General features: G+C 68.2%; 21 protein-coding genes and 1 tRNA gene. 12 read left to right on the forward strand and 10 right to left on the reverse strand.

The features are described from left to right. Positions 1-48: 48 nt before the first annotated feature. A complete protein-coding gene (locus BMX57_RS09865) occupies positions 49-585 on the reverse strand; it encodes a hypothetical protein (protein WP_092365922.1) in 537 nt (178 codons plus the stop codon). A 118-nt stretch (positions 586-703) separates the two neighbouring features. On the opposite strand from BMX57_RS09865, the gene BMX57_RS09870 reads away from it, so the two are divergent. Both BMX57_RS09870 and BMX57_RS09875 read left to right on the forward strand, forming a co-directional pair. Beyond that, the gene (locus BMX57_RS09870) at positions 704-1,708 is read left to right on the forward strand and encodes a hypothetical protein (protein WP_092365924.1); all 1,005 of its coding nucleotides are present in this window, start codon (positions 704-706) and stop codon (positions 1,706-1,708) included. A gap of 87 nt (positions 1,709-1,795) precedes the next feature. Continuing rightward, positions 1,796-3,076 carry an O-acetylhomoserine aminocarboxypropyltransferase/cysteine synthase family protein gene (locus tag BMX57_RS09875; protein WP_092365927.1) on the forward strand — a complete coding sequence of 427 codons (1,281 nt, stop codon included), beginning with the start codon at positions 1,796-1,798 and terminating at the stop codon, positions 3,074-3,076. 40 nt (positions 3,077-3,116) lie between these two features. Here BMX57_RS09875 and BMX57_RS09880 read toward each other — a convergent pair whose 3' ends face one another. After that, a complete protein-coding gene (locus BMX57_RS09880; RefSeq protein ID WP_308419737.1) occupies positions 3,117-3,824 on the reverse strand; it encodes an SIMPL domain-containing protein in 708 nt (235 codons plus the stop codon). A 158-nt stretch (positions 3,825-3,982) separates the two neighbouring features. On the opposite strand from BMX57_RS09880, the gene BMX57_RS09885 reads away from it, so the two are divergent. The 7 genes from BMX57_RS09885 to BMX57_RS09915 all read left to right on the forward strand — a co-directional run bounded on the left by BMX57_RS09885 (position 3,983) and on the right by BMX57_RS09915 (position 15,953). Further along, positions 3,983-6,481, forward strand: coding sequence for a hypothetical protein (locus BMX57_RS09885; RefSeq protein WP_092365932.1), 2,499 nt, complete (start codon positions 3,983-3,985; stop codon positions 6,479-6,481). A gap of 60 nt (positions 6,482-6,541) precedes the next feature. Beyond that, entirely contained in the window at positions 6,542-7,756 is a 1,215-nt protein-coding gene (locus BMX57_RS09890) for an MFS transporter (RefSeq protein WP_092365935.1), read from the forward strand. Between the two features lie 18 nt (positions 7,757-7,774). Beyond that, entirely contained in the window at positions 7,775-8,383 is a 609-nt protein-coding gene (locus BMX57_RS09895; protein WP_092365938.1) for a YceI family protein, read from the forward strand. Positions 8,384-8,468: 85 nt separating this feature from the next. Then, entirely contained in the window at positions 8,469-9,692 is a 1,224-nt protein-coding gene (locus tag BMX57_RS09900) for an MFS transporter (RefSeq protein WP_092365941.1), read from the forward strand. A gap of 61 nt (positions 9,693-9,753) precedes the next feature. After that, on the forward strand, positions 9,754-11,472 hold the full coding sequence (metG, locus tag BMX57_RS09905; RefSeq protein WP_092365944.1) for a methionine--tRNA ligase: 1,719 nt from the start codon (positions 9,754-9,756) through the stop codon (positions 11,470-11,472). Between the two features lie 200 nt (positions 11,473-11,672). Next, positions 11,673-12,827 (forward strand): efflux RND transporter periplasmic adaptor subunit, encoded by a 1,155-nt coding sequence (locus BMX57_RS09910; protein ID WP_092365947.1) that lies wholly within the window; start codon positions 11,673-11,675, stop codon positions 12,825-12,827. Between the two features lie 3 nt (positions 12,828-12,830). Next, positions 12,831-15,953, forward strand: coding sequence for an efflux RND transporter permease subunit (locus tag BMX57_RS09915; RefSeq protein WP_092365950.1), 3,123 nt, complete (start codon positions 12,831-12,833; stop codon positions 15,951-15,953). 13 nt (positions 15,954-15,966) lie between these two features. Here BMX57_RS09915 and rlmH read toward each other — a convergent pair whose 3' ends face one another. The 6 genes from rlmH to rlmB form a co-directional block, all read right to left on the reverse strand. Further along, a complete protein-coding gene (gene rlmH / locus BMX57_RS09920) occupies positions 15,967-16,437 on the reverse strand; it encodes a 23S rRNA (pseudouridine(1915)-N(3))-methyltransferase RlmH (protein ID WP_092365953.1) in 471 nt (156 codons plus the stop codon). A 44-nt stretch (positions 16,438-16,481) separates the two neighbouring features. Beyond that, positions 16,482-16,841, reverse strand: coding sequence for a ribosome silencing factor (gene rsfS, locus BMX57_RS09925; RefSeq protein ID WP_092366477.1), 360 nt, complete (start codon positions 16,839-16,841; stop codon positions 16,482-16,484). Positions 16,842-17,083: 242 nt separating this feature from the next. Beyond that, on the reverse strand, positions 17,084-17,554 hold the full coding sequence (locus BMX57_RS09930) for a CoA-binding protein (protein WP_092365956.1): 471 nt from the start codon (positions 17,552-17,554) through the stop codon (positions 17,084-17,086). Positions 17,555-17,734: 180 nt separating this feature from the next. Continuing rightward, a complete protein-coding gene (locus BMX57_RS09935) occupies positions 17,735-18,181 on the reverse strand; it encodes a YHS domain-containing (seleno)protein (protein WP_092365958.1) in 447 nt (148 codons plus the stop codon). 109 nt (positions 18,182-18,290) lie between these two features. Further along, positions 18,291-18,587 (reverse strand): hypothetical protein, encoded by a 297-nt coding sequence (locus tag BMX57_RS21100; protein WP_092365961.1) that lies wholly within the window; start codon positions 18,585-18,587, stop codon positions 18,291-18,293. Positions 18,588-18,596: 9 nt separating this feature from the next. After that, positions 18,597-19,373, reverse strand: coding sequence for a 23S rRNA (guanosine(2251)-2'-O)-methyltransferase RlmB (gene rlmB, locus BMX57_RS09945; protein WP_092365964.1), 777 nt, complete (start codon positions 19,371-19,373; stop codon positions 18,597-18,599). A gap of 154 nt (positions 19,374-19,527) precedes the next feature. Between rlmB and BMX57_RS20665 the strand changes: the two genes are divergently transcribed. Beyond that, positions 19,528-19,611 (forward strand) — tRNA-Tyr (locus BMX57_RS20665). A gap of 37 nt (positions 19,612-19,648) precedes the next feature. Here BMX57_RS20665 and BMX57_RS09950 read toward each other — a convergent pair. Together BMX57_RS09950 and BMX57_RS09955 are read right to left on the reverse strand one after the other, a co-directional pair. Continuing rightward, the gene (locus tag BMX57_RS09950; protein ID WP_092365967.1) at positions 19,649-20,170 is read right to left on the reverse strand and encodes a DUF2478 domain-containing protein; all 522 of its coding nucleotides are present in this window, start codon (positions 20,168-20,170) and stop codon (positions 19,649-19,651) included. A 47-nt stretch (positions 20,171-20,217) separates the two neighbouring features. After that, the gene (locus BMX57_RS09955) at positions 20,218-20,880 is read right to left on the reverse strand and encodes an NnrU family protein (protein WP_177175429.1); all 663 of its coding nucleotides are present in this window, start codon (positions 20,878-20,880) and stop codon (positions 20,218-20,220) included. 76 nt (positions 20,881-20,956) lie between these two features. On the opposite strand from BMX57_RS09955, the gene BMX57_RS09960 reads away from it, so the two are divergent. Together BMX57_RS09960 and BMX57_RS09965 are read left to right on the forward strand one after the other, a co-directional pair. Further along, positions 20,957-21,454 (forward strand): PaaI family thioesterase, encoded by a 498-nt coding sequence (locus BMX57_RS09960; protein ID WP_342341976.1) that lies wholly within the window; start codon positions 20,957-20,959, stop codon positions 21,452-21,454. 60 nt (positions 21,455-21,514) lie between these two features. Continuing rightward, on the forward strand, positions 21,515-22,195 hold the full coding sequence (locus BMX57_RS09965; RefSeq protein ID WP_092365970.1) for a hypothetical protein: 681 nt from the start codon (positions 21,515-21,517) through the stop codon (positions 22,193-22,195). The last annotated feature ends 6 nt before the right edge of the window (positions 22,196-22,201 follow it).

Genomic DNA, 22,201 nt, shown 5'->3' on the forward strand with positions numbered 1-22,201 from the left:
TCTCCTGGGGTTGCGGTCCGCCTGCGTGTCTGCCTCGGCCGGTCGTCGTCAGGGCATGAGCACCGCCTGACGTTCGAACCGGGCCTGCTCCTCACTCAAGTCGTCGAAGGTTAAGATCACGTCAACAACGGCCACCGAGCCCGGCGCGTAGCTGCGGAACGGCAGGCCGTCCTCCTCGAGGATCATGTTGGGCGCCGGCTGGTCCTCGCGGCAGGGCGGCAGGGGCCAGGGCTCGGGCGGGGCGCCGTTGACGCCGATGCGCATCTGCACCAGCCCGCAGCGCCACGACCAGAGTTGCGTCACATAGAGCAGGTCCTGCCCGTCATATTCGCGCACGGCGATCCAGTTTGCACGGGTGGCCGCCAGGATCGGGCGCACCTCGGTCGCGGTGGTGAACTTGCCGCTGGGCACCTGCGGCTCGGCCACCAGCTGCGGCGCGGGGGCCAGGAACGCAGGCGGTGCGGGCGCCTCCTCCGGCGCCAGAAAGGCCGGCGGCGCGGCGGCCGCCTGCGGGGCGGCCGGCCCACCCGATGAGCCTGCCGCCGCGCTGGCTGCCGCCACCATGACAAGAAAGAAATCCAACATCGCAATGCCTCCATCGAAATTCCGCGCCGAAATCGGGGTTTTCGTGCACAGGCCCCTGTGCCTATAGTGCCCGCAAACGGCAGTCGCCGCAGCAAAAACGATGCGGCCGGGACGGAAAATGGCAGCGAAACGGGCACGCCCCCACCCTTTCAACATCGTGATCGTGGGCCAGAACAACCGCCTGCAATACGAGGCGCTGCTGTTCGCCGCCTCGCTGCGCCATGCCGCGCCCGACTTTGCCGGGCGCCTGCTGGTCGCGGTGCCGCAGCCCGGCCCGCTCTGGCCGTCGGACCCGTCGATCCGCAATACCGAGCTGCTGGCCGCGCTCGACCGGCTGGGGGCCGAGATCGTGCCCTTCGACAACACGGTGTTCGGCGCGGACTATCCCCAGGGCAACAAGATCGAGGCGCTTCTGGCCCTGCCCGAGGGCGAGCCCTTCGTGTTCTTCGACACCGACACGCTGATCACCGGCGACATCGCGCGAGTGCCTTTCGATTTCGACCGTCCCACCGCATCGCTCAAGCGCGAGGGCACCTGGCCGGAACCCACGCTTTACGGGCCGGGATACGCGCAGATCTGGAAATCTCTCTACGACCGGTTCGGGCTGGAATTCGAAAGCTCGCTGGACCTGGACCAGCCCGACGAATACTGGGCGCGCTACCTCTATTTCAACGCCGGCTGGTTCTTCTACCGTTGCCCCCGTGCCTTCGGGCACCGCTTCCTGGACTACGCTCGCGAGATCCGCGACGACCCGCCGGCGGAACTGATCTGCCAGAACCTCGACCCTTGGCTCGACCAGGTGGCCCTGCCGCTGGTGATCCATTCCTTCGGCGGCGGCCGAGACCCCCTGCCCGCGCAGGCGCTGGACGGCGATGTCAGCTGCCACTACCGCCTGTTTCCGCTGCTCTACGCGCGCGAGGACGACCGCGTGGTCGAGATGCTGGAGACGGTGGCCGCGCCGAACTGGATCAAGAAGGTGCTCAAGCAATACGAGCCGATCCGCAAACTGGTGTTGCAGCGCAAGGGCGAGCGGGTGCGCGCGCTGTTCGACCAGGCGAACCTGCCCCGCCGCGAACAGGCGATCCGCAACCGCATCAAGTCCGCGGGTCTCTGGCTGCGCTGAGCCCGCGCCGCTCGCCGTCGCAGTTGTGGCAAGCCTGCGGATGCCCTAAACCTTGGCGTCGAACCGTTACCCCAAGGGAGAGACAACATGGCCCACGGCTTCGACACGCTGCAGATCCACGCGGGCAGCCGCCCCGACCCCGCGACCGGCGCGCGGCAGACGCCGATCTACCAGACCACCGCCTATGTGTTCCGGGATGCCGACCACGCCGCGGCGCTGTTCAACCTGCAGGAGGTCGGGTTCATCTATTCGCGCCTGACCAACCCCACCGTGGCCGTGCTGCAGGAGCGCATCGCCACGCTCGAGGGCGGCGTCGGCGCGGTCTGCTGTTCCTCGGGCCATGCGGCGCAGATCATGGCGCTGTTCCCGCTGATGGGACCGGGCCGCAACGTGGTGGTCTCGACCCGGCTCTACGGTGGTTCGATCACCCAGTTCAGCCAGACCATCAAGCGCTTCGGCTGGTCGGCCCGGTTCGTCGATTTCGACGACATGGAGGCCGTCGCCGGGGCCATCGACGACGACACCCGCGCGATCTTCTGCGAATCCATCGCCAATCCGGGCGGCTATGTCACCGACCTGGATGCGGCGGCCAAGGTCGCCAATGACGCCGGGCTGCCGCTGATCGTCGACAACACCTCGGCCACGCCCTATCTCTGCCGCCCGATCGACCACGGCGCGACGCTGGTCGTGCATTCCATGACCAAGTACCTGACCGGCAACGGCACCGTGACCGGCGGTTGCGTGGTGGATTCGGGCAATTTCGACTGGTCGGCCAGCGGCAAGTTCCCCTCGCTCAGCGAGCCGGAGCCGGCCTATCACGGGCTGAAGTTCCACGAAACCTTCGGCCCGCTGGCCTTCACCTTCCACGGCATCGCCATCGGGCTGCGCGACCTGGGGATGACGCTGAACCCGCAGGCGGCGCATTACACGCTGATGGGGATCGAGACGCTGAGCCTCAGGATGCAGCGGCATTGCGAGAATGCAATGGAGATCGCCCAGTGGCTTGAAACCCACGATGCGGTGGCGGCGGTGACATTTGCCGGCCTGCCCTCCTCGCCGAGCCACGAAAAGGCGCAGCGGATCTGCCCCAAGGGCGCCGGCGGGCTGTTCACCGTCACGCTCAAGGGCGGCTATGACGCCTGCATCAAGCTGGTGGATTCGCTGGAGATCTTCAGCCACGTGGCGAACCTGGGCGACACGCGGTCGCTGGTCATTCACTCGGCCTCGACCACGCACCGGCAGCTGACCGAGGAACAGCAGATCGCCGCCGGGGCGGCGCCGGACGTGGTGCGGTTCTCAATCGGGATCGAGGATCCCAAGGACCTGATCGCCGATCTGAACCAGGCGCTGGCCAAGGCCACGGCCTGAACCCGCGCGGGCGGGCCGGAAAGGCCCGCCCCCTGTTGCCTCACTCGGCGATTTCGAACACCATCGACACCGAGACCGAGACCGACACCTCGCCCGCGGCCACTGGCACGGCACCGGAATCGGCCATCGCCATCTCGGCCATGCGCGGCACGGGGCGCGGCCCGCCGCCGCCCTCGGTGATCGAGACGACCGGACCCAGCGTCACGCCGGCCGCCGCGGCCAATTGCCCGGCCTTGTCGACCGCGTCGGCAACGGCCTTGGCCCGCGCGGCATCCGTCAGCGGTTTCGGCTCGGCAACAGAGAACTGCAGGCCATTGAAATCATTGGCGCCATCCGTGATCGCGGCATCGAGGATCCTGCCCAACGCGCTCAGCTCGCGCACCCGCACGACGACTCGGTTCGAGGCGACATATCCGGTGATCTCCGGCGGCGCCTCCTGGTTGGCGCGGCGGTTGGACCAGACCGGCGACAGGCTCAGGTCGCGGGTCTGAACGTCGCGTGATTCCACGCCCATGTCGGCCAGCCGCTCCAGAACCCGCGCCACGGCCTCCGAGTTCGCGCGCATCGCCTCCTGCGCCTGGGGCGCCTGCTCGGTCACGCCCAGCGTGATGACCGCCATGTCCGGCGCGGCCTCGACCTGGCCGGTTCCGGTGACGGCAATCCGGCGCTCATCCGCCTGTGCCAGCCCTGCAACCGCGGCAACGATAACGGCGGCGGTCAGAAAAACCAATTTTCTCAAGCCTCTCACTCCTTCTCAAGACATGCCGATCATGGGTGCGCGGCACATTGCCCGACAAGGGGGAATCCCGGCGTTCTTCTTTCCCTCGGCAAGATCCTGCACTATGGTTGCGGCAAGGGGCAGTCACCACCTGAAACCGAACCGGAATCGGACGGGAAACCCATCGCATGAAACCCGCCTTCGCGCTGTCTTTGTCCTATCAGGGGATCGTCCTGCTGCACCGTGCCGCCGGCGGATGGCGCTGCGTGGGCGAGGTGGCGCCGGATGCGCCCGACCTGCACGCGGAACTGGACGGGCTGCGCGCGCAGGCGGCGGCGCTGCAGCCCGACCTGCGGTGCAAGCTGATCCTGCCCAACGACCAGATCCGCTACATGACGGTCGAAACAGACAGCGCCGACGCCGACCGCACCCGCAGTGCCGTCGAGCGCGCGCTGGACGACGCCACGCCCTATCCGCTGGAGGATCTGGCCTTCGACACCGCGCAGGATGGCGAGGTGACCCATGTCGCCGCCGTCGCGCGCGAGACCCTGGCCGAGGCCGAAGCCTTTGCCGTGGATCACGGGTTCGAGCCGGTCAGCTTTGTCGCGATTCCTGGCGACAACCCGTTCTTGGGCGAGCCGTTTTTCGGCCCGACCGACCTGGCCCGTGCGCAGCCCGGCGCCGAAACGGTCGAGGCCGATGGAATTGCCGTGGTCGTGATCGGCCCGGCGGTCATGCCGCCCGAGGAGGACACCGACACCGCCGACGAGCCGCCCTCGGACCCACCCGCGCAGGATGCCGAGGAGCCCGAGGCCCCGCCGCTCCAGTTTTCAAGCCGCCGATCCGGCTCGGACACACACGAGGCCACGGACGAGCCGGCTGAGGACGAGGTTGCAGTAGAACCCGAGCCGGTTGCCGGGGCCGAGGACACGCTGCCGAAGACCGAAACGCAGCCCGACGCGCCTGCGCCGGACGCACAGCCAGAACCGGAACCGCAGCCCGAACCTCAGGCTAAATCGGAACCGGACCCTGAACCACGGTCCGAAACGGAACAGGATCCCGGGCCGGATCCCGAAAAGGAACCGGAGCCAGAACCGGAACAGTTGGCCGCGCCTCGATCTCCGGGATTGACCATCCCCAAGGCGCCGCCGCTGCCCGGTGACACCACACCGATCCCGGTGGCCGGCCCCGGTCCCGGCGCAGGGCTCGACCCCGAGGAGGAGGAGCGGCGGCTGACGATATTCGGCGCGCGCGATTCCGACCTGGAAGGTGACCGCCGCAAGCGCGTGGCACTGGCCGCCGCCGCGGTGGCCCTGCTGCTGCTGGCCGGCATCGCCGCGCTGGCGGCGCTTTCGCCCGATGGCGGCCTCGCCGGCTGGCTGGACGACGAGGCGGCCGAACCTGCGCTGACACCTGCCCCGCGCGCCAAGGTCGATCCGGCACCCGCCGAAACCGCCGAGGTCCGCGAGCTTTATCAGGCCGGTCCGGCGCCGACGGCTCCCGCCGTGCCGGATGTGCTGGCGTCGCTGCCGGCCCCCACGTCGGTTCCCCTGCAAGACGCACCTGCCGATCCGCAAAGCGGGACCGCACAGGACACGCCGCCCGACGCGCCGGCGCTCAGCGATACCGACAGCGCGGTTCTGGACGCGTTGCAGGATGAGGCCGAGGCCGAGGCACCGCCCGAACCGTCAGGTGATCCGCTGGCGCAGGGTTCGGAATCCACCGCGCTTTATGCCGCGACCGGGATCTGGCCTGTGCCGCCGGCCAGGCCGGAAACGCCGGGCGTGATCGCGCTCGACGATCTCTACCTCGCCTCGATCGACCCCAACGACCTGTCGCAGGATGCGGTCGCGCTGCCGCCGGCGGCCGGCTATGACGGTGACGGTCTGCCCGACACCTCGCCGACGCCTGCCAGCCCCGGCCGCCGCTTCGACCTGGACGACCAGGGCCTGGTCGAGGCCACGCCCGATGGCACCCGCAATCCCGATGGCGTGATGGTCTTTCTCGGCGCCCCGCCGACGTTGCCGCCGCCGGCACCGCTGCGCTTTGCCGAAGAGCCGCAGGCCGACGAGGACCGCGCGCGGCTGGCCGCCTTCCGGCCCCGGTCGCGGCCCGACGGGCTGGCGGAATCGAACGAGCGCGCGCGGCTTGGCGGCCGGTCGCTGGACGAACTGGCCACGTTGCGGCCGCGGACCCGGCCCGCCTCGCTGCAGGCAGAGGCCGAGGCGCTTGCGGTGGCCGCCGCCGCGTCCCAGGCCGCCCAGGACGCCGCCGCCGAGTTCGAGGCCACGCGCATGGTCGTTCTGCGGCCGAAGCAGCGGCCCGCCAACCTGGATACCACACCGCGCCGAACGGCCAGCCTGGGCTCGGCCGTTCCACAGCAAAGCGCTGCGCGGGAACCCGACAGTTTCGTGCCGCGCGCAGTCAAGCCGCGGGCACCCTCGCCGACCTCGGTGGCGCGGCAGGCAACCATGAACAACGCCATCAACCTGCGGCGGATGAACCTGATCGGGGTCTACGGCAAGCCGTCGAACCGCCGCGCGCTGATCCGCCTGCCCTCGGGCCGCTACAAGAAGGTCAAGGTCGGCGACCGGCTCGACGGCGGGCGCATCGTGGCCATCGGCGACAGCGAGCTGCGCTACCAGAAAAGCGGGCGCAGCGTGACCCTGAAGATGCCGCGCGGCTGACCGGCCAACCGGGGCGTTTTACGTCTGGTCAATCCCCCGGGGCGGTCCTAGCGTGCCGCCATGACCCACGAGATCCACGACAGCGCCTATTCCTGGCTGCGCCTGCTGGTCACACTGGCCATCGCGACCGTGGCCAATGTGGGCATGTGGGCGGTAATCGTGGTGATGCCGGCCATCGAGGCCGAATTCGGCGCCGGCCGGGCCGAGGCCTCGCTGCCCTATACGCTGACCATGATCGGGTTTGCGCTGGGCAACCTCTGGCTGGGGCAGCTGGTCGACCGGCTGGGCGTGACGGCAGCGTTGATCGGGGCGGCGGCGCTCAGCGCGGCAAGCTATGTCGCGGCCACGGTGATGCCGTCGATCCTGACGCTTTCGGCCGTGCATCTGGCGCTGGGCCTGGGCACGGCGGTGGGGTTCGGGCCGCTGATCGCCGACATCTCGCACTGGTTCTCGCGCCGGCGCGGTATCGCGGTGGCGCTGGTGGCCAGCGGCAATTACCTCTCCGGCGCGGTCTGGCCCACGCTGCTTGCCGACATGCTGGCCGACAGCGGCTGGAACCGGGTCTACCTGGCGCTGGCCGTCATCACCCTGGTCACCATCATCCCGCTGTCGCTGCTGCTGCGCCGGCGCGTCCCGCTCGAAGCGCATGGCGCGGCGCAGGCGGCGGCGCAGCTGAGAGCAAAGAGCGCCGGTCTCAGCCCGCGGGCGCTGCAGCTGTTGCTTGGGCTGGCCGGCATCGGCTGCTGCGTGGCGATGGCGATGCCCCAGGTTCATATCGTCGCCTATAGTGTGGGCCTGGGATATGGCCCGGCGGTGGGCGCCGAGATGCTGGCACTGATGCTGTTGGGCGGAGTGGTGAGCCGGGTGATCTCGGGTCTGGTGGCCGACCGGTTCGGCGGTGTGCGCACGCTGCTGGCGGGGTCGGTCCTGCAATGCCTGGCGCTATTCCTGTTCCTGCCCTGGGACGGCATGGTGCCGCTCTACCTCATCAGCGCGCTGTTCGGCCTGGCCCAGGGCGGCATCGTGCCCAGCTATGCGCTGGTGGTGCGCGAATACCTGCCCGCGCGCGAGGCCGGGGCGCGGGTCGGGTTCGTGATGATGATGACCATTCTCGGCATGGCGCTTGGCGGCTGGATGTCGGGCTGGATCTACGACATCAGCGGCAGCTACCAGGCGGCCTTCGTCAACGGCATCCTGTGGAACGGGTTGAACATCGCGCTGATGCTCTACCTTCTGTCGCGCAGCCGGCCGCGCCAGCGGATGCAGCCGGCGTGACCCCGAGGAGCCCGTGCCATGACCCGCCCGTCCCGCCGCATGGTCCTGCACGCCCTGGCCGGGGCCTGCCTGGCGCCCTGGCTCGCCACGCCGTCCGCGGCGGCGCGGCGGCGCTACCGGCTGGATCCGGCGGCCTCGCGCGTGGGCTTTGCCTTCACGCTGTCGGGCCTGCGCCAGACCGGCACGATGCCGGTGCGGCGCGCCGACATCCTGGTCGATACCGACCGGCTGGAGCGCAGCCGCGTGGACGTGACGCTGGATGCCGCCCGCGCCCGCACCGCGCTGAGCTTTGCGCAGACCGCCATGCTGGGCCCCGGCGTGCTGGAGGTGGCGCGGTTTCCCACCATCCGCTTCGTCTCGACCTCGATCGCTTTGGGGTCCGGGGGCCGGATCTCGGACGGGGCGCTGATCCGCGGCGATCTGACCCTGCGCGGCATCACGCGGCCGGTGGCCCTGGCGGCGGCGCTCTACCGTCCGGCGGGCAGCGCGCCCGACGACCTGTCGCGGCTGGACATCCGCCTGCGCGGAGCGATCAGCCGATCCGCCTTCGGCGCCACGGCCCATGCCGACCTGGTGGCCGACACGGTCGAACTGGACATCGCAGCCGGTATCCGCGCGACAGGCTGAGGCCCGGCGGAAAGGTTCAAAACCGACGCCTATCGGTCGAGAACACGCGCGCGCCCGGCCAGGGCCGCGCCATTCTGGGGCCGCCATGCGCCTGATCATCTCGCTTGCAGCCCTGTTCATGTCGGTCATCCTGCTGCAGCTGTCCACCGGCGGTGTCGGCCCCCTCGACGCGATCTCGGGCATCACGCTGGGTTTTACCACCGAGCAGATCGGCCTGCTGGGCTCGGCGCATTTCCTGGGCTTCTTCGCCGGCTGCTGGTGGGCGCCGCGGCTGATGGGCTCGATCGGCCATTCCCGTGCCTTCGCGGTCTGCACCGCACTGGGTGCAATGGGCCTGCTGGGCCATACCCTGACCGAGAACCCGGCGATCTGGGCGGCGCTGCGCGTGGCCTCGGGCCTGTGCGTCGCCGGGTGCTACACGGTGATCGAGGCCTGGCTCAACGCCAAGGTCACCAACGCGACGCGCGGCCGCGCGATGGGCACCTACCGGATCGCCGACCTGGGCGCGTCGCTGGTCGCGCAGCTGCTGATCGCGGTGCTGCCGCCGGCCTCCTATGTCTCCTACAACCTGCTGGCGATCCTGTGCTGCGCGGCGCTGCTGCCGCTGACCCTGACCCGGGCCAGCCAGCCCGAGACGCCGGACACCCCGCGCCTGCGTCCGGCATTGGCCTGGCGCTGCTCGCCGCTGGCGGTGGCCGGCGTAATCGTCGCCGCGCTCAGCTCGTCCTCGTTCCGGATGGTCGGCCCGATCTACGGGCAGGAGGTCGGGCTGGCGGTGGACCAGATCGCCTATTTCCTCGCCGCCTTCGTGCTGGGCGGCGCGCTGGCGCAGTACCCGATGGGCTGGCTGGCCGACAAGTACGACCGGCGCTGGGTGCTGATCTGGATGTCGGGCGCGGCGATCGTGTCCTGCGGCATCACCATCGGTGCCAGCACGACCGGCACCGTGGGTGTCATGATCACGGCCACGCTGTTCGGTTTCACCACCTTTCCGATCTTCTCGATCTCGGCGGCCCATGCCAACGACTTCGCCAGTTCCGACCAGCGCGTCGAGCTGGCCGCGGCGCTGATGTTCTTCTTCGCCCTGGGCGCCATCGCCTCGCCCTATGTCACCTCGGCGCTGATCGACCGGTTCGGCCCCCCCGCCCTCTTCGCCTTCGTGGCGTTCGGGCATCTCTTCCTGATCGCCTTCGGCCTGAAGCGGATGCGCGCGCGGCCCTCGCCCGAGGATCGCACCGCCTATGCCTATACCCCGCGCACCTCGTTCACCATCGGGCGGCTGCTGAAACGCTCGCGCAAGCGGCGCTAGGGCTTCCCTCTGCCTGCCGATCTGCGATAGACGGGCGCGGACAAGCGACGGACGGGACCACATGGCACGCATCCTCATCACCTCGGCGATCCCCTATATCAACGGGATCAAGCACCTGGGCAACCTGGTGGGCAGCCAGCTTCCCGCCGATCTCTATGCCCGCTACCAGCGTGGACGGGGCAACGAGGTGATGTTCCTCTGCGCCACCGACGAGCACGGGACGCCCGCGGAACTGGCCGCCGCGAAGGCGGGCAAGCCGGTGGCGGAGTATTGCGCCGAGATGTGGGAGGTGCAGAACCGTCTGGGACAGGGGTTCGGGCTCAGCTTCGACCATTTCGGGCGGTCCTCCAGCAAGCAGAACCACCGGTTGACCCAGCATTTCGCCGGCAAGCTGGCCGAGGCCGGGCTGATCCGCGAGGTGAGCGAGAAACAGGTCTTTTCCAACGCCGACAAGCGGTTCCTGCCCGACCGCTACATCGAGGGCACCTGCCCCAATTGCGGCTATGACCGCGCCCGCGGCGACCAGTGCGAGAACTGCACCAAGCAGCTCGACCCGACCGACCTGATCGAGCCGCGCAGCGCGATCTCGGGCTCCACCGACCTGGAGGTGCGCGAGACCAAGCATCTGTACCTGTGCCAGTCGCAGCTGAAGGACAGGCTGGACGCCTGGATCGACAGCAAGTCGGACTGGCCGCTGCTGACCACGTCCATCGCCAAGAAATGGCTGCATGACGGCGACGGTCTGCAGGATCGCGGCATCACCCGCGATCTGGACTGGGGCATTCCGGTCAAGAAGGGCGACGAGGACTGGCCCGGAATGGAAGGCAAGGTCTTCTATGTCTGGTTCGACGCGCCCATCGAATACATCGCCTGCGCCGGCGAATGGGCCGAGGCCAACGGCAAGACCGAGGCCGACTGGCAGCGCTGGTGGCGCACCGACAAGGGCGCGGACGACGTGCGCTATGTGCAGTTCATGGGCAAGGACAACGTGCCCTTCCACACGCTGAGCTTTCCGGCGACGATCCTGGGCTCGGGGGAGCCGTGGAAGCTGGTCGATCACCTCAAGTCGTTCAACTATCTCAACTATGATGGCGGCCAGTTCTCGACCAGCCAGGGGCGCGGCGTGTTCATGGACCAGGCGCTGGAGATCCTGCCGGCGGATTACTGGCGCTGGTGGCTGCTGAGTCATGCGCCCGAGTCGAGCGACAGCGAATTCACCTGGGAGAATTTCCAGTCCTCGGTGAACAAGGACCTGGCCGATGTGCTGGGCAACTTCGTCAGCCGTATCACCAAGTTCTGCCGCTCGAAATTCGGCGAGGCGGTGCCGGAGGGCGGCGAATTCGGCCCACAGGAGCAGGCGCTGATCGAGGAACTGACCACCCGCGTGCGCGCCTATGAGCGTCACATGGAGGCGATGGACGTCCGCAAATCCGCGCAAGAGCTGCGGGCGATCTGGGTCGCCGGCAATGAATATCTGCAAAGCGCGGCGCCCTGGGCCACGTTCAAGACCGATCCCGACCGGGCCGCCGCGCAGGTGCGGCTGGGGCTGAACCTGATCCGCCTCTACGCGGTGCTGTCGGCGCCCTTCATCCCCTTCGCCTCGGCACGGATGCTCGAGGCGATGCGCACCGAAGACGCAAGCTGGCCCGATGACGTGGCCACGGCGTTGCAGGCGTTGCCGCCGGGGCATACGTTCACCGTGCCGGACGTGCTATTCGCCAAGATCACCGACGAGGAGCGCGAAAGCTGGCAGGCCCGATTTGCCGGCGGCCGGTCGTGATCCGGTGCGGGCCGTGGCAATTGTCGACAATACGGAAACAATACCGGATGCCGGTAACACCTGTTTCTGAGTTCGCCGCAGTCGTTTCGGTTACAGATCTCCGCTGCAATGGGTTGTGCGTTGCGGGGAATGCGGCCATTCTCGCCTGATCCGACATCATCGGCCCGCCAGTGGCGCGCGATCCTTTCGAGGCGATTGAAATGACGCATTTTCCCCCCTTTTTTCCGCCCCGTCTGCAACTTCGTGCCGCGCCGCTCTGGGCGGCTCTGGTCGGTGCCATCCTGGCCGGTCCCCTGGTGGCGCAGGACGCGCCCAAGGTCACGATCGCGGCGGCCTTTTCCGCCGAGGTGACGCAGGAGGTCACCTTCATCGGGCGGGGCGAGGCCATCGACAAGGTCGATATCGTCGCCCGCGTGTCCGGATACCTGCAGGAGCGCGCCGTCGATGACGGGGCCAGCATCGAAGAGGGGCAGCTTCTGTTCCGCATCGAGCCCGATCTCTACGAGGCGACGCTGCAGGCACGCAAGGCGGATCTGGACCGCGCCGAGGCCAACCTGGAACTGGCGCGGGTCGAACTGGCGCGCAAGGAGGAGTTGCTCAAACGCGACGCGGTGCCGGTCTCGGAGCGCGACATCGCGCGCGCAAACGAGCTGGTCGCCGAGGCCGAGGTGAAATCCGCCGAGGCGGCGATCCGCCAGGCCGAGCTGGACCTGAGCTATACCGAGATCACGGCGCCTTTCGCGGGCCGGATCGGCCAGATCTCGACCAGTATCGGCGACGTGGTCGGCCCGAACACCGCGCCGCTGGTGACACTGGTGCGCGACGCGCCGATCGAGGTGGCCTTCGCGGTCAACGAACGCCAGCTGACCAACACGATGGAAGAGCTGGATGAGACACCGGCGACGCTCCTGACCTCGGACAACAGCCCCGAGGTTCATGTCCGCCTGCCCAACGGCACGCCGCTGGGCGAGACCGGAAAGCTGGTCTTCATCGACAACCGCGTCGATCCGGACACCGGCGCCATCTCGATCCGGGCCAAATTCGACAACGAGCACCGCCTGATCGCCGACGGCTCCTTCGTGCAGGTACAGATCCAGGCACCGCAGCCGGTGGAGCAGGTCCTGGCTCCGCAAGCGGCCCTGCAACGCGACCAGCGCGGCGAATTCGTTCTGGTCGTGACCGACCAGCAGATGGTCGAGCAGCGTTACGTGCAGACCGGCCAACTGGTCGACCGGGGCATCGTCATCCTCGACGGGCTGCGCGCCGGCGAAAGCGTGATCGTCGAAGGGTTGCAACGGGTGCGGCCCGGCGTGGCGGTGGATGCGGTTCTGGCCTCGGACGCGGCGGGGAACTAGAGGATGTTCTCAGCCCTGTTCATCAGCCGGCCCAAGCTGGCGCTGGTCATCTCGCTGGTGCTGACGATCCTCGGCGGCATTGCCTACATGGTCCTGCCGGTGGCGCAGTTCCCCGACATCACACCCCCAGTGGTCAGCGTCTCGACCAACTATACCGGCGCCAATGCCGAGACCGTCGAAAATGCCGTCGCCGCGCCGATCGAGGCGCAGGTCAACGGCGTCGACGACATGATCTACATGACCTCGACCTCGGCCGACAACGGGGGCTATTCGCTGAACGTCACCTTCGAGGTGGGCACGGACCCCGACATCGCATCGGTCAACGTGCAGAACCGGGTGGCGCAGGCGATGTCGTCGCTGCCCACCGAAGTCACGTCGTCGGGTGTCGTCACCCAGAAAGCGTCGACCAACATGCTGCTGGTGGTCACGCTGACCTCGCCGGGCGGCACCTATGACGACGTGTTCCTGTCGAACTACGCCGCGATCAACCTCAAGGACGCGCTGGCGCGGGTGCAGGGTGTGGGCAAGGCCGACATCCTGACCAACCTGGAATACGCCATGCGGGTCTGGATGGACCCCGACCGCATGGCCGCGCTGTCGATCACGCCCGGCGACGTGATATCGGCCATCCGCGAGCAGAATGTCGAGGTCTCGGCCGGCCAGGTCGGATCGCCCCCCGCGCCCGAGGGCCAGACGTTTCAGTATACGATCAAGACCAAGGGCAAGCTGTCCAGCGCCGAGGAGTTCGGCGCCATCGTCGTGCGCGCCGGCAGCGAAGGCGCGGTGGTCCGCGTCCGCGACGTGGCCAGGGTCGAGCTGGGCGCGCGGGTCTATTCCGCCTCGGGCTTCTTCGACGGCACACCGGCCACCGTGCTGGGCATCTACCAGGCGCCCGGCGCCAACGCGCTGGCGGTGGCCGACCGCGTCCGCGCCGAGCTGGAGCGGCTGTCGCGCAGCTTTCCCGACGACGTGGAATACGCCCTACCCTTCGACACCACGGATTTCGTCCAGCAATCGCTCAACGACGTGATCGTCACCCTGATGATGACCTTCGCGCTGGTCATCACCGTCGTGTTCGTCTTCCTGGGCAGCTGGCGCGCCACGATCATCCCGGCGGTTGCGATCCCGGTGTCGCTGATCGGCACCTTCGCGGTGCTGCTGGCGCTGGGCATGTCGCTCAACACCATTTCGCTCTTCGCGCTGGTGCTGGCCATCGGAATCGTCGTGGACGACGCGATCATCGTGGTCGAGAATGTCGAGCGCATCATCGCCGAGGAAGGCCTGCCACCGGCCGAAGCCACCCGGCAGGCGATGGGCCAGATCACCGGCCCGATCATCGCAACCACTCTGGTGCTGCTGGCGGTGTTCGTGCCCGTCACTTTCATGCCCGGCATCACCGGGCGGCTCTACTCGCAATTCGCCATCACCATCTCGGCGGCGGTGCTGATTTCGTCGATCAACGCGCTGACTCTGTCGCCGGCGCTGTGCGGGCTGGTCCTGCGCGCCCGGTCGGGCCCGCCGGGCGGGCTTCTGGCGGTCTTCGAGAAGGTCATCGGCGGGGCACGCGGCGCTTATGTCGGCATCGTGCGCCGCCTCTTGCGCCTGCCGATCCTCGGGATCGCGATCATCGCGGGGTTCGCGCTGGCTTCGGGCGCGGTGTTCACCAACACCTCCAAGGGGTTCCTGCCGCTCGAGGATAACGGCTATCTCTTTGTCGACGTGCAACTGCCCGACGCCGCCACCCTGGGGCGCACGGAATCGGTGACCGCCCGGCTCAACGCGCAGATCCTCGAAATCCCCGGCGTCGCCAATTCGGTGCTGGTCAACGGGTTCTCATTGCTCAACGGCTCGGCCTCGAACGGCGCGATGATCATCGTCAACCTCACCAGCTGGGAAGAGCGGCAGACCAAGCCGCTCAGCGCCAACGGGATCCTGGGGCAGATCCAGCAGATCGCCAACGGCGAGGCCGCGGCCTCGGTCCTGGCCTTCAACCCGCCACCGATCCAGGGTCTGGGCATGTCGGCCGGCGTCGAGATGCAGGTCCAGCAGACCGCCGGCGGCAGCCCGCAGGACCTGTCCGCGGCGGTCGGTTCGCTGGTCTATGCCGCCAACCAACGCTCCGAGATCGCCCAGTCCTATACCACGTTCCGGGCCAACGTGCCGCAGGTCTTCGTGGACCTGGACCGCGAAAAGGCCAAGACGCTGAACGTCTCGGTGGCCGAGGTGTTCCAGACCATGCAGGCGCATCTGGGGTCCTACTATGTGAACGACTTCAACCTGTTCGGGCGCGTCTACCGGGTGATGGTGCAGGCTGACACCTCCTATCGCGACAAGGTGGACGACATCTCGAACCTCTACGTGCGGTCGGCCGCGGGAGCGATGGTGCCGCTGGGCACGCTGATCAATGTCGAGAATGTTCTGGGCCCGATCCTGTTGAAACGCCACAACCTGTTCCGTTCGGCCACGGTCACGGCGGTTCCTGCGCCGGGCCTGTCGACCGGCGACGCGATCCGGGTGATGGGCGAAGAGACCGCCACCGCCCTGCCGCCCGGCTATGCCTTCGAATGGACCGGCACGGCGCAGCAGCAGCTGGCGACCGGTGGCCTGGTGCAGATCATCCTGGGGCTTGCGGTGCTGTTCGGTTACCTGTTCCTGGTGGGCCAGTACGAGAGCTGGTCGATGCCGGTGTCGATCCTGCTGTCGGTGATCGTGGCGCTGTTCGGCGCGGTGGCCGCGGTCGCCGTGGTTGGCAGCGACATCAACCTCTACACCCAGATCGGGATGATCATGCTGGTGGGGCTGGCCTCGAAGAACGGTATCCTGATCGTCGAATTCGCGATGGAACAGCGCGCGCACGGCCTGTCGATCCGCGAGGCCGCCGCCGCGGCCGCGCAGCAGCGGTTCCGCGCGGTGATGATGACCGCGCTGTCCTTCCTGCTGGGGGTGGTGCCGCTGCTGATCGCCGATGGCGCCGGCGCGGCCAGCCAAAGGGCGATCGGTGTCGCCGTGTTCGGCGGCATGCTGGCGGCCACGGTCGTGGGCGTCGTCCTCGTGCCGGTGCTCTATGCGGCGATGCAGGGCTTGCGCGAAAAGGTCCACGGCAAGGGGGCCGAGGCCGCCGACTGACGGCCCGCAAGCCTCAGTCGCGGTGATACGGCCCGCCGGCCAGGATGGTCGCGGCGCGATAGAGTTGCTCGGCCAGCATGACACGCACCAGCATGTGCGGCCAGACCATCCGCCCGAAGGACAGCGCCATGTCCGCCTCGGCCCGCAGGCCCGGGTCGATCCCGTCGGCCCCGCCGATCACAAGCGCAAGGTCGCCCCGACCCTGGTCGCGCCACGCCCCCAGGCGCTGGGCAAGCTCGGGCGAGGACAGCGCCTTGCCGCGTTCATCCAGCGTGCACAGAACTGCGCCCGTCGGTGCCGCCCTGCGCAGCAACCCGGCCTCGGCCCCCATACCGCCGCCCTTGCGGTCCTCGACCTCGACAACCCGTGCGGGACCAAGCCCGAGGGCGCGGCCCGTCCGGTCGAACCGGGTCAGATAGTCGTCAATCAGGGTTTTCTCCGGTCCGGCCCTCAGGCGGCCGACCGCGCAAATGCTGATCCGCATTCCTCTCCGCCTCCGGCCTCGTCAAATCCGGGCCGTCCGGCGCCTCAGCTTGCCGGGACGTTGGCTCCCTGGGGCTGCCACATCTTTTCCAGCTGATAGAATTCGCGCACCTCGGGGCGGAAGATATGGACGATGACATCGCCGGTATCGATCAGAACCCAGTCGCCGGCATCCTTGCCTTCGACCTTCGAGGTCACGCCGAATTCCTGCTTGATGCGATCCGCCAGTTTCTCGGCCAGGGCCGAAACCTGCCGCGACGACCGGCCCGAAGCGATCACCATGTAATCGCCCATCGAGGATTTGCCGCGCAGGTCGATCTGCACGACCTCTTCGGCCTTGTCATCAGTCAGGGAGGTCAGGATACGCGCCAGCAGCGTTTCGCTGGTCAGCGGAGTTCGGGCCATCACGATGGCCCCGTCATCGGCGGAAATTGCCGACTCTGCAAAAGTGGACAGGACATGGTCCTCCTTGGTAGCGCGCCGCCACAACCCTGCGGCGCCCGGGTATGGAAAAGGTAGCAATCCGGGCCGGTCATTTCAATGAACCGCCCCGATGCCACGGCCCACCTGTGTCATTTTGTGAACCATGCGGCCGGTCCCGTGCCACAGCGCACGCCCCGGCACAAGCCCGATTCCGCCTGCCCCCGCTAGAGTTTCGACGAGATCACGCCGGTCGCGAAACCGCCCATGCGCAGCTCTCCGAACAGGCGCTGATACTCGATCTTGGGACAGCGGTTCTGGATCACGTCGATCCCCCGCGCCTGCGCCACAGCCGCGGCCCCGGCATGTTCGACCCCGATCTGCATCCAGATCGTGCGCAGCCCCGGCAGATGCTCAAGCGCGTCGTCCACGATCGGTGGGACGGCCTCGGACCGCCGAAAGATATCCACCATATCAACGGGTTCCGGGATGTCCTTTAGCCCCGCACGCACGGTTTCGCCGAACAGCACCTTGCCGGCATGGCCGGGATTGACCGGGATGACCTTGTAGCCCTTGAGCGACAGATACCGCGCCACGTAATAGCTGGGGCGCACCGGGTTCATCGACACGCCGACAACCGCGATCACCCTGGTCCGTTGCAGGATCCGTTTCAGCCAGCTGTCGGAATAGGTGCTCATTGCGTCACCCTAGCGCCATGGCGGGAAAGAAAAAAGCGCCCGGAATGATCCGGGCGCTAGGTATGGAACGAGGGACAGTGAAATGATCTACGGAGGTTCCAATCCGCAGACACCGTGACATTTAGGCACTCGTTTCCCAAAATAAAGGGGTGGTCTCATATTCGTGATTGGCAAATGCGCTCAATCATAAAGCACGGCCGGCCAATGCGCCTCGGCCCGGATGATATTGCCGGACATATCGGCCTCCCAAACCCTTGCCACGCTGCGCGAATGCACAAGGTAAAGCTTGCCGTCAACGATTCGCCACGCCTCGGGGTCGGTGGTCGATTTGCGGCCCAGCGACATGGCATAGGCGCAGTACCCGCCGAATTGCGGCGCATAGGCGCGGGGATTGGCCTCGAACGCGGCGCGGTTGGCCTGGCTATCGAAATGCCACTCGGCCCCCTTCCAGCGCACCGAGATCTCCGCCCGCCCGAGCGTCGGCGCATTGTCGCGGAAATAGGCAACCGGGTCATAGCCGCCTATGGCCACGCCTGCGGGGGCGTAGTAGACCGGGGTCTCGGCCCAGACCGCCGGGGCCAGTGCGATTGCGGCCAACCCGGCCAGGAAACTGCGTCGTCTCTGCATGCGCGTCCGTCATTTGAGAATGCGATGCCGTCAACATGCCCCCGCGCGCCCGGCCGGGGAAGTGGGGTGACAGGGTTGTGAACGCAAAGTGTCCGGAAAGACCGGCATCCTAGTCGAAAATGTCCTCGACCACGTCCCAGGCCTCGTCGAGGAACCGCACCAACACGCTCTTGCGCTTTTTCGGCTTCCTGTATTTCGGCTTTTTCTTGCGGGCCGGGGGTGGCGCCGAGGGTTTCGGGCGGCCGGGCTGCGTGCGGCCCGAATTGCGGTCGGGCAGCATCTTGAGATTGCGCAGCGGCGCGCCGCAGGCCGCGCAGCTCAGCTCGTGGCGCGTGTCGCCGGCCAGGACCAGCGCGGCGCGGGTGCCGCAATAGCAGCACGTGGCGATCTTGCGGGGGGCGGGAATAGCGGCCTCCTATCTCGGTTGAGAGGCATATAGGGCAATCGCCGCCGCATTTGAGACGTTGAGCGAGCCAAACCCGCCCGACGCGTCGATTTTGACCAGCAGATCCACGGTCTCGCGGGTCTTTTGCCGCAATCCCGGGCCCTCGGCGCCAAGCACCAGCGCCACCGGCCGGTCGCGCCGGCCTTCCAGCGCCTGCTCGACGGTCTGTTCGGCCTCGCCATCGAGGCCCAGCACCACGAATCCCATGCGCTGCAGCTCGGTGATCGCCTCGGCCAGGTTGCGCACGCGCAGATAGGGCTGGCGCTCCAGCGCGCCGCTGGCGGTCTTGGCCAGCGCGCCGGTCTCGGGTGCCGAATGATGGCGGGTGCCGATCACCGCGCTGGCGCCCAGAACCTCGGCCGAGCGCAGGATCGCGCCCACGTTATGCGGGTCCGTGACCCGGTCCAGCAGAATCACCCGCGGCATCTCGCGGCCGACGCAGGTCTCGGCCAACCCGCCCCAGTCCAGCGGCTTCACCTCCAGCGCGGCGCCCTGGTGCACCGAACCGGGGTCGATGGGCGCGGCAAACTTGCGCGGGTCCGACAGTTCGGGCTCGATCCCGGCCGTGTCGATCGCTTCGGCCAGCTTGTCGCGGGCATTGAGCGTGACCACAAGGCGCAGCTTTTCCCGGCGCGGGTTTTCCAGCGCATCGCGCACCGCGTGCAGACCGAACAGCCACACGGTCTCGGCCCCGGCGGCCTTGCGCGCCTGCTCCTTCTCGACGACCCATTTCGGTTTCCTGGCCATGTGCGTCCCGCATATTTCGGATAGCAAGCCGCATAGCAGATGCCCGGCCCGGTCGAAACCATCATGCGGGCGCCACGCCCTGGATCAAGGCCGGAGAATTCGCCACTTTTCCGGTTGACGCCCCCCGCGCAGATTGGCTAAGTCCGCGCCAGATGGGCGACAGGCCGCAAGGTGTGGCAGGGGACTGTAACTCCCTCGCGGAGACGCACGCCTGGTTCGATTCCAGGGTCGCCCACCATCTTCCTTTTCCTCGGAACACGCCCGCGATGCGCGGGTCAGGCGGCGGCGGTGCCCTCGGGCGCGACGCGGTTCAGCCAGGTTTCGATGGATTCGATCTCGGGCGACAGCTGTTCGGCCGCGCCATCGGTGAATTCCAGGAACCGTTCGGCGTTCAGGCCGTTCAGCCCCACCAGAACCGGGATGTCGCGGGCCAGCGCCTCGCCGATCAGCGGGCGAAAGCCGCGCCCGTCGGCCTCGTGCTTGCCGAACTTGTTGACGATCAGCAGGCGCGGCCCGGCATCCAGCGACCGCCCCACCAGCCCGACCGCCAGCTCCAGCCCGGCCGGGTCCAGGCGACAGCCGCGCGACCCCGCGCCCAGCGATTGCGAGATGCGGATGGTCTCGCCATCGGGCAGCACCTTGAGGTCCATGTCGCATTTGCTGCTGTCGGCGCATTCGGTGTTGCTCTGCACGACGCCGGCCAGAGCCACGCCCCTTGCGGCCAGATGCGCCGCCGCGGCGCTCAGCAGCCGGTCGGTGGCGCCGCGTTCGGTGGTGGAGACATAGGCCAGGTTCATCTCGGGGTCCTTTCGCGCCGTCTCGGGCGGTCAGAGTTTGGCACAGGTCACGGCAGGGGCGAAAGCCCTATCACGAGGGGATGCGCGGCCAGCAGCAGCAGGTAGAGCGCCGCCGCCGCCAGCCAGATGCCAGCGCCCGGCACCCAGCCCCGCGCGGCGGGATCGAAACGCGCGGTTCGCCGCGCCAGGCGGTCCCACTCCGCCCCCATCTCGCGCCGCTTGCGCCGGTCGATCAGCGCCATGCCGATCACCGAAAAGCCCGCGAACAGGCCGAAGAGCAGCACATGCGCCAGGCTGCCATTGGCCAGCAGATGCGAAAGCGCCCAGAGGAACGCGGCCAGCAGCAGCGGATGCCGCGTCAACGCCAGCAGGCCGGGTTGCGCGGGATCGAAGGGCCGCCGCCCCATGCCGCCAAAGGAGAGAGGATTGCGGATCGCCATGCCACCCGCCGCCAGCAGGCAGACCACGGGCATCACCAGGAGCGGCAGCCAGCGCAGCGCCGGCCAGGGCGGGATCACCTCAACATAGGGCGCGCGCGCGGCGGCCAGGATCAGCCAGCCCAGCACGGCCAGGGACAGCGCCGAATAGGCGGCGAAATAGCGCGTTCCCAGCCGCGCGATCAGCCAGGGCCGCACCGGCGGACGCACCGGGACCGCATGGCTGAGCAGAAAGACCGCCAGCGCAAGGCTGAATTCGCCCCATCCCAACATGTGACCTCCGCGTCTGGTTCCGGGTTCCGGGCGGGTTGTGACATCCCGCCTGCCCTGCCGCCTTGCGCAAAGTCAAGTGCCCGGGCAGGCTGATCCTCGCCCGGCACCGGACACCGAAGCCGGGCACCAGGAGGACGGCCAACGTGACGACAGACCCCGCGCCAGAGCCGATGACCCCGCAAGACGTGCAGCGCGTGCTCGACGAGAATTTCGCCGCCTGGGTGCTGGCGCTGGATCTGAGCGTGACCGAGGCCGGTCCCGACGGCGTGACCCTGCGCATGCCGATGGCCGAGCACCTGGCGCGGGTGGGCGGCATCGTCTCGGGACAGGCGCTGGCGGCCTTGGCCGACACCGCGATGGTGCTGGCCGCGATCGCCCATGCCGGCGCCCCCGGCTCTTTGCCACGACCGACCTGCACACCCAGTTCCTGCGCCCCGGCACCGGGCGGGCGATCCTGTGCCGGGCGCATGTGGTGCGGGCCGGGCGCGCGCTGGTCTTCGCCCGGGCCGAGATGAGCGACGCGGACAGCGCCAAGCTGGTCGCCACGGCAACCGCCAGTTTCTACGCCGCGTGACGCGCCGGCGTTCGGAGATTCGGTCTACCCGGCGACAGGCCAACCCGATAGGCTCGGGTCATGGTCACGCGTTTCCTGTTGATTTGCATCTTCCTGATCTCCTGCGGTCGCCCGCTGAGCGAAACCGAGCGGGCCTTTGCCGGACAGATCCACGGCGACGCGCTGGATCTCGACCGGGTCCGCCTAGTCGAAGGCGCGCCGGTCGCCGCAATCACCTTTCGCCGCCAGCCGCGCCCGCGCGTGACCTGCCGCGAGCGGATCCTGCCGCCGGTCAGGGAAGAGATAGTGACGTCGAAACCGGCCGCGGTCGCGCTGTTCAACCGGATCTTTTTCGTGCGCGAATGGTATCTGAAGAACTACACCCCGGATTATCCCGACAGCCTTCCGCTGATCGAGGCGATGCTGCTTGCGCATGAGCTGACCCATGTCTGGCAGTGGCAGAACCGGGACCGCACCGGATACACGCCGCTGCGCGCGGCCACCGAACACGGGCGGGTGGATGATCCGTACCTGTTCGACCTGTCCGGCGCCCCGGATTTGCTGAGCTTCGGATACGAACAGCAGGGCGCCATCGTCGAGGAATATGTCTGCTGCCGGGCGCTTGCACCCGGCGCCGAGCGCACCCGGCGGCTGCACAGGATGCTTTCGGGTGCGTTTCCCGTCTCGGACCTGCCGCAAAGCCGCGAAAGCGATGTCTACCTGCCGTGGCGGGGGGCCGAGCTGCGCGACATCTGCGACTGAGCGGCG

The sequence above is a fragment of the Cribrihabitans marinus genome (assembly GCF_900109035.1).
Classification (GTDB): Bacteria; Pseudomonadota; Alphaproteobacteria; order Rhodobacterales; family Rhodobacteraceae; genus Cribrihabitans; species Cribrihabitans marinus.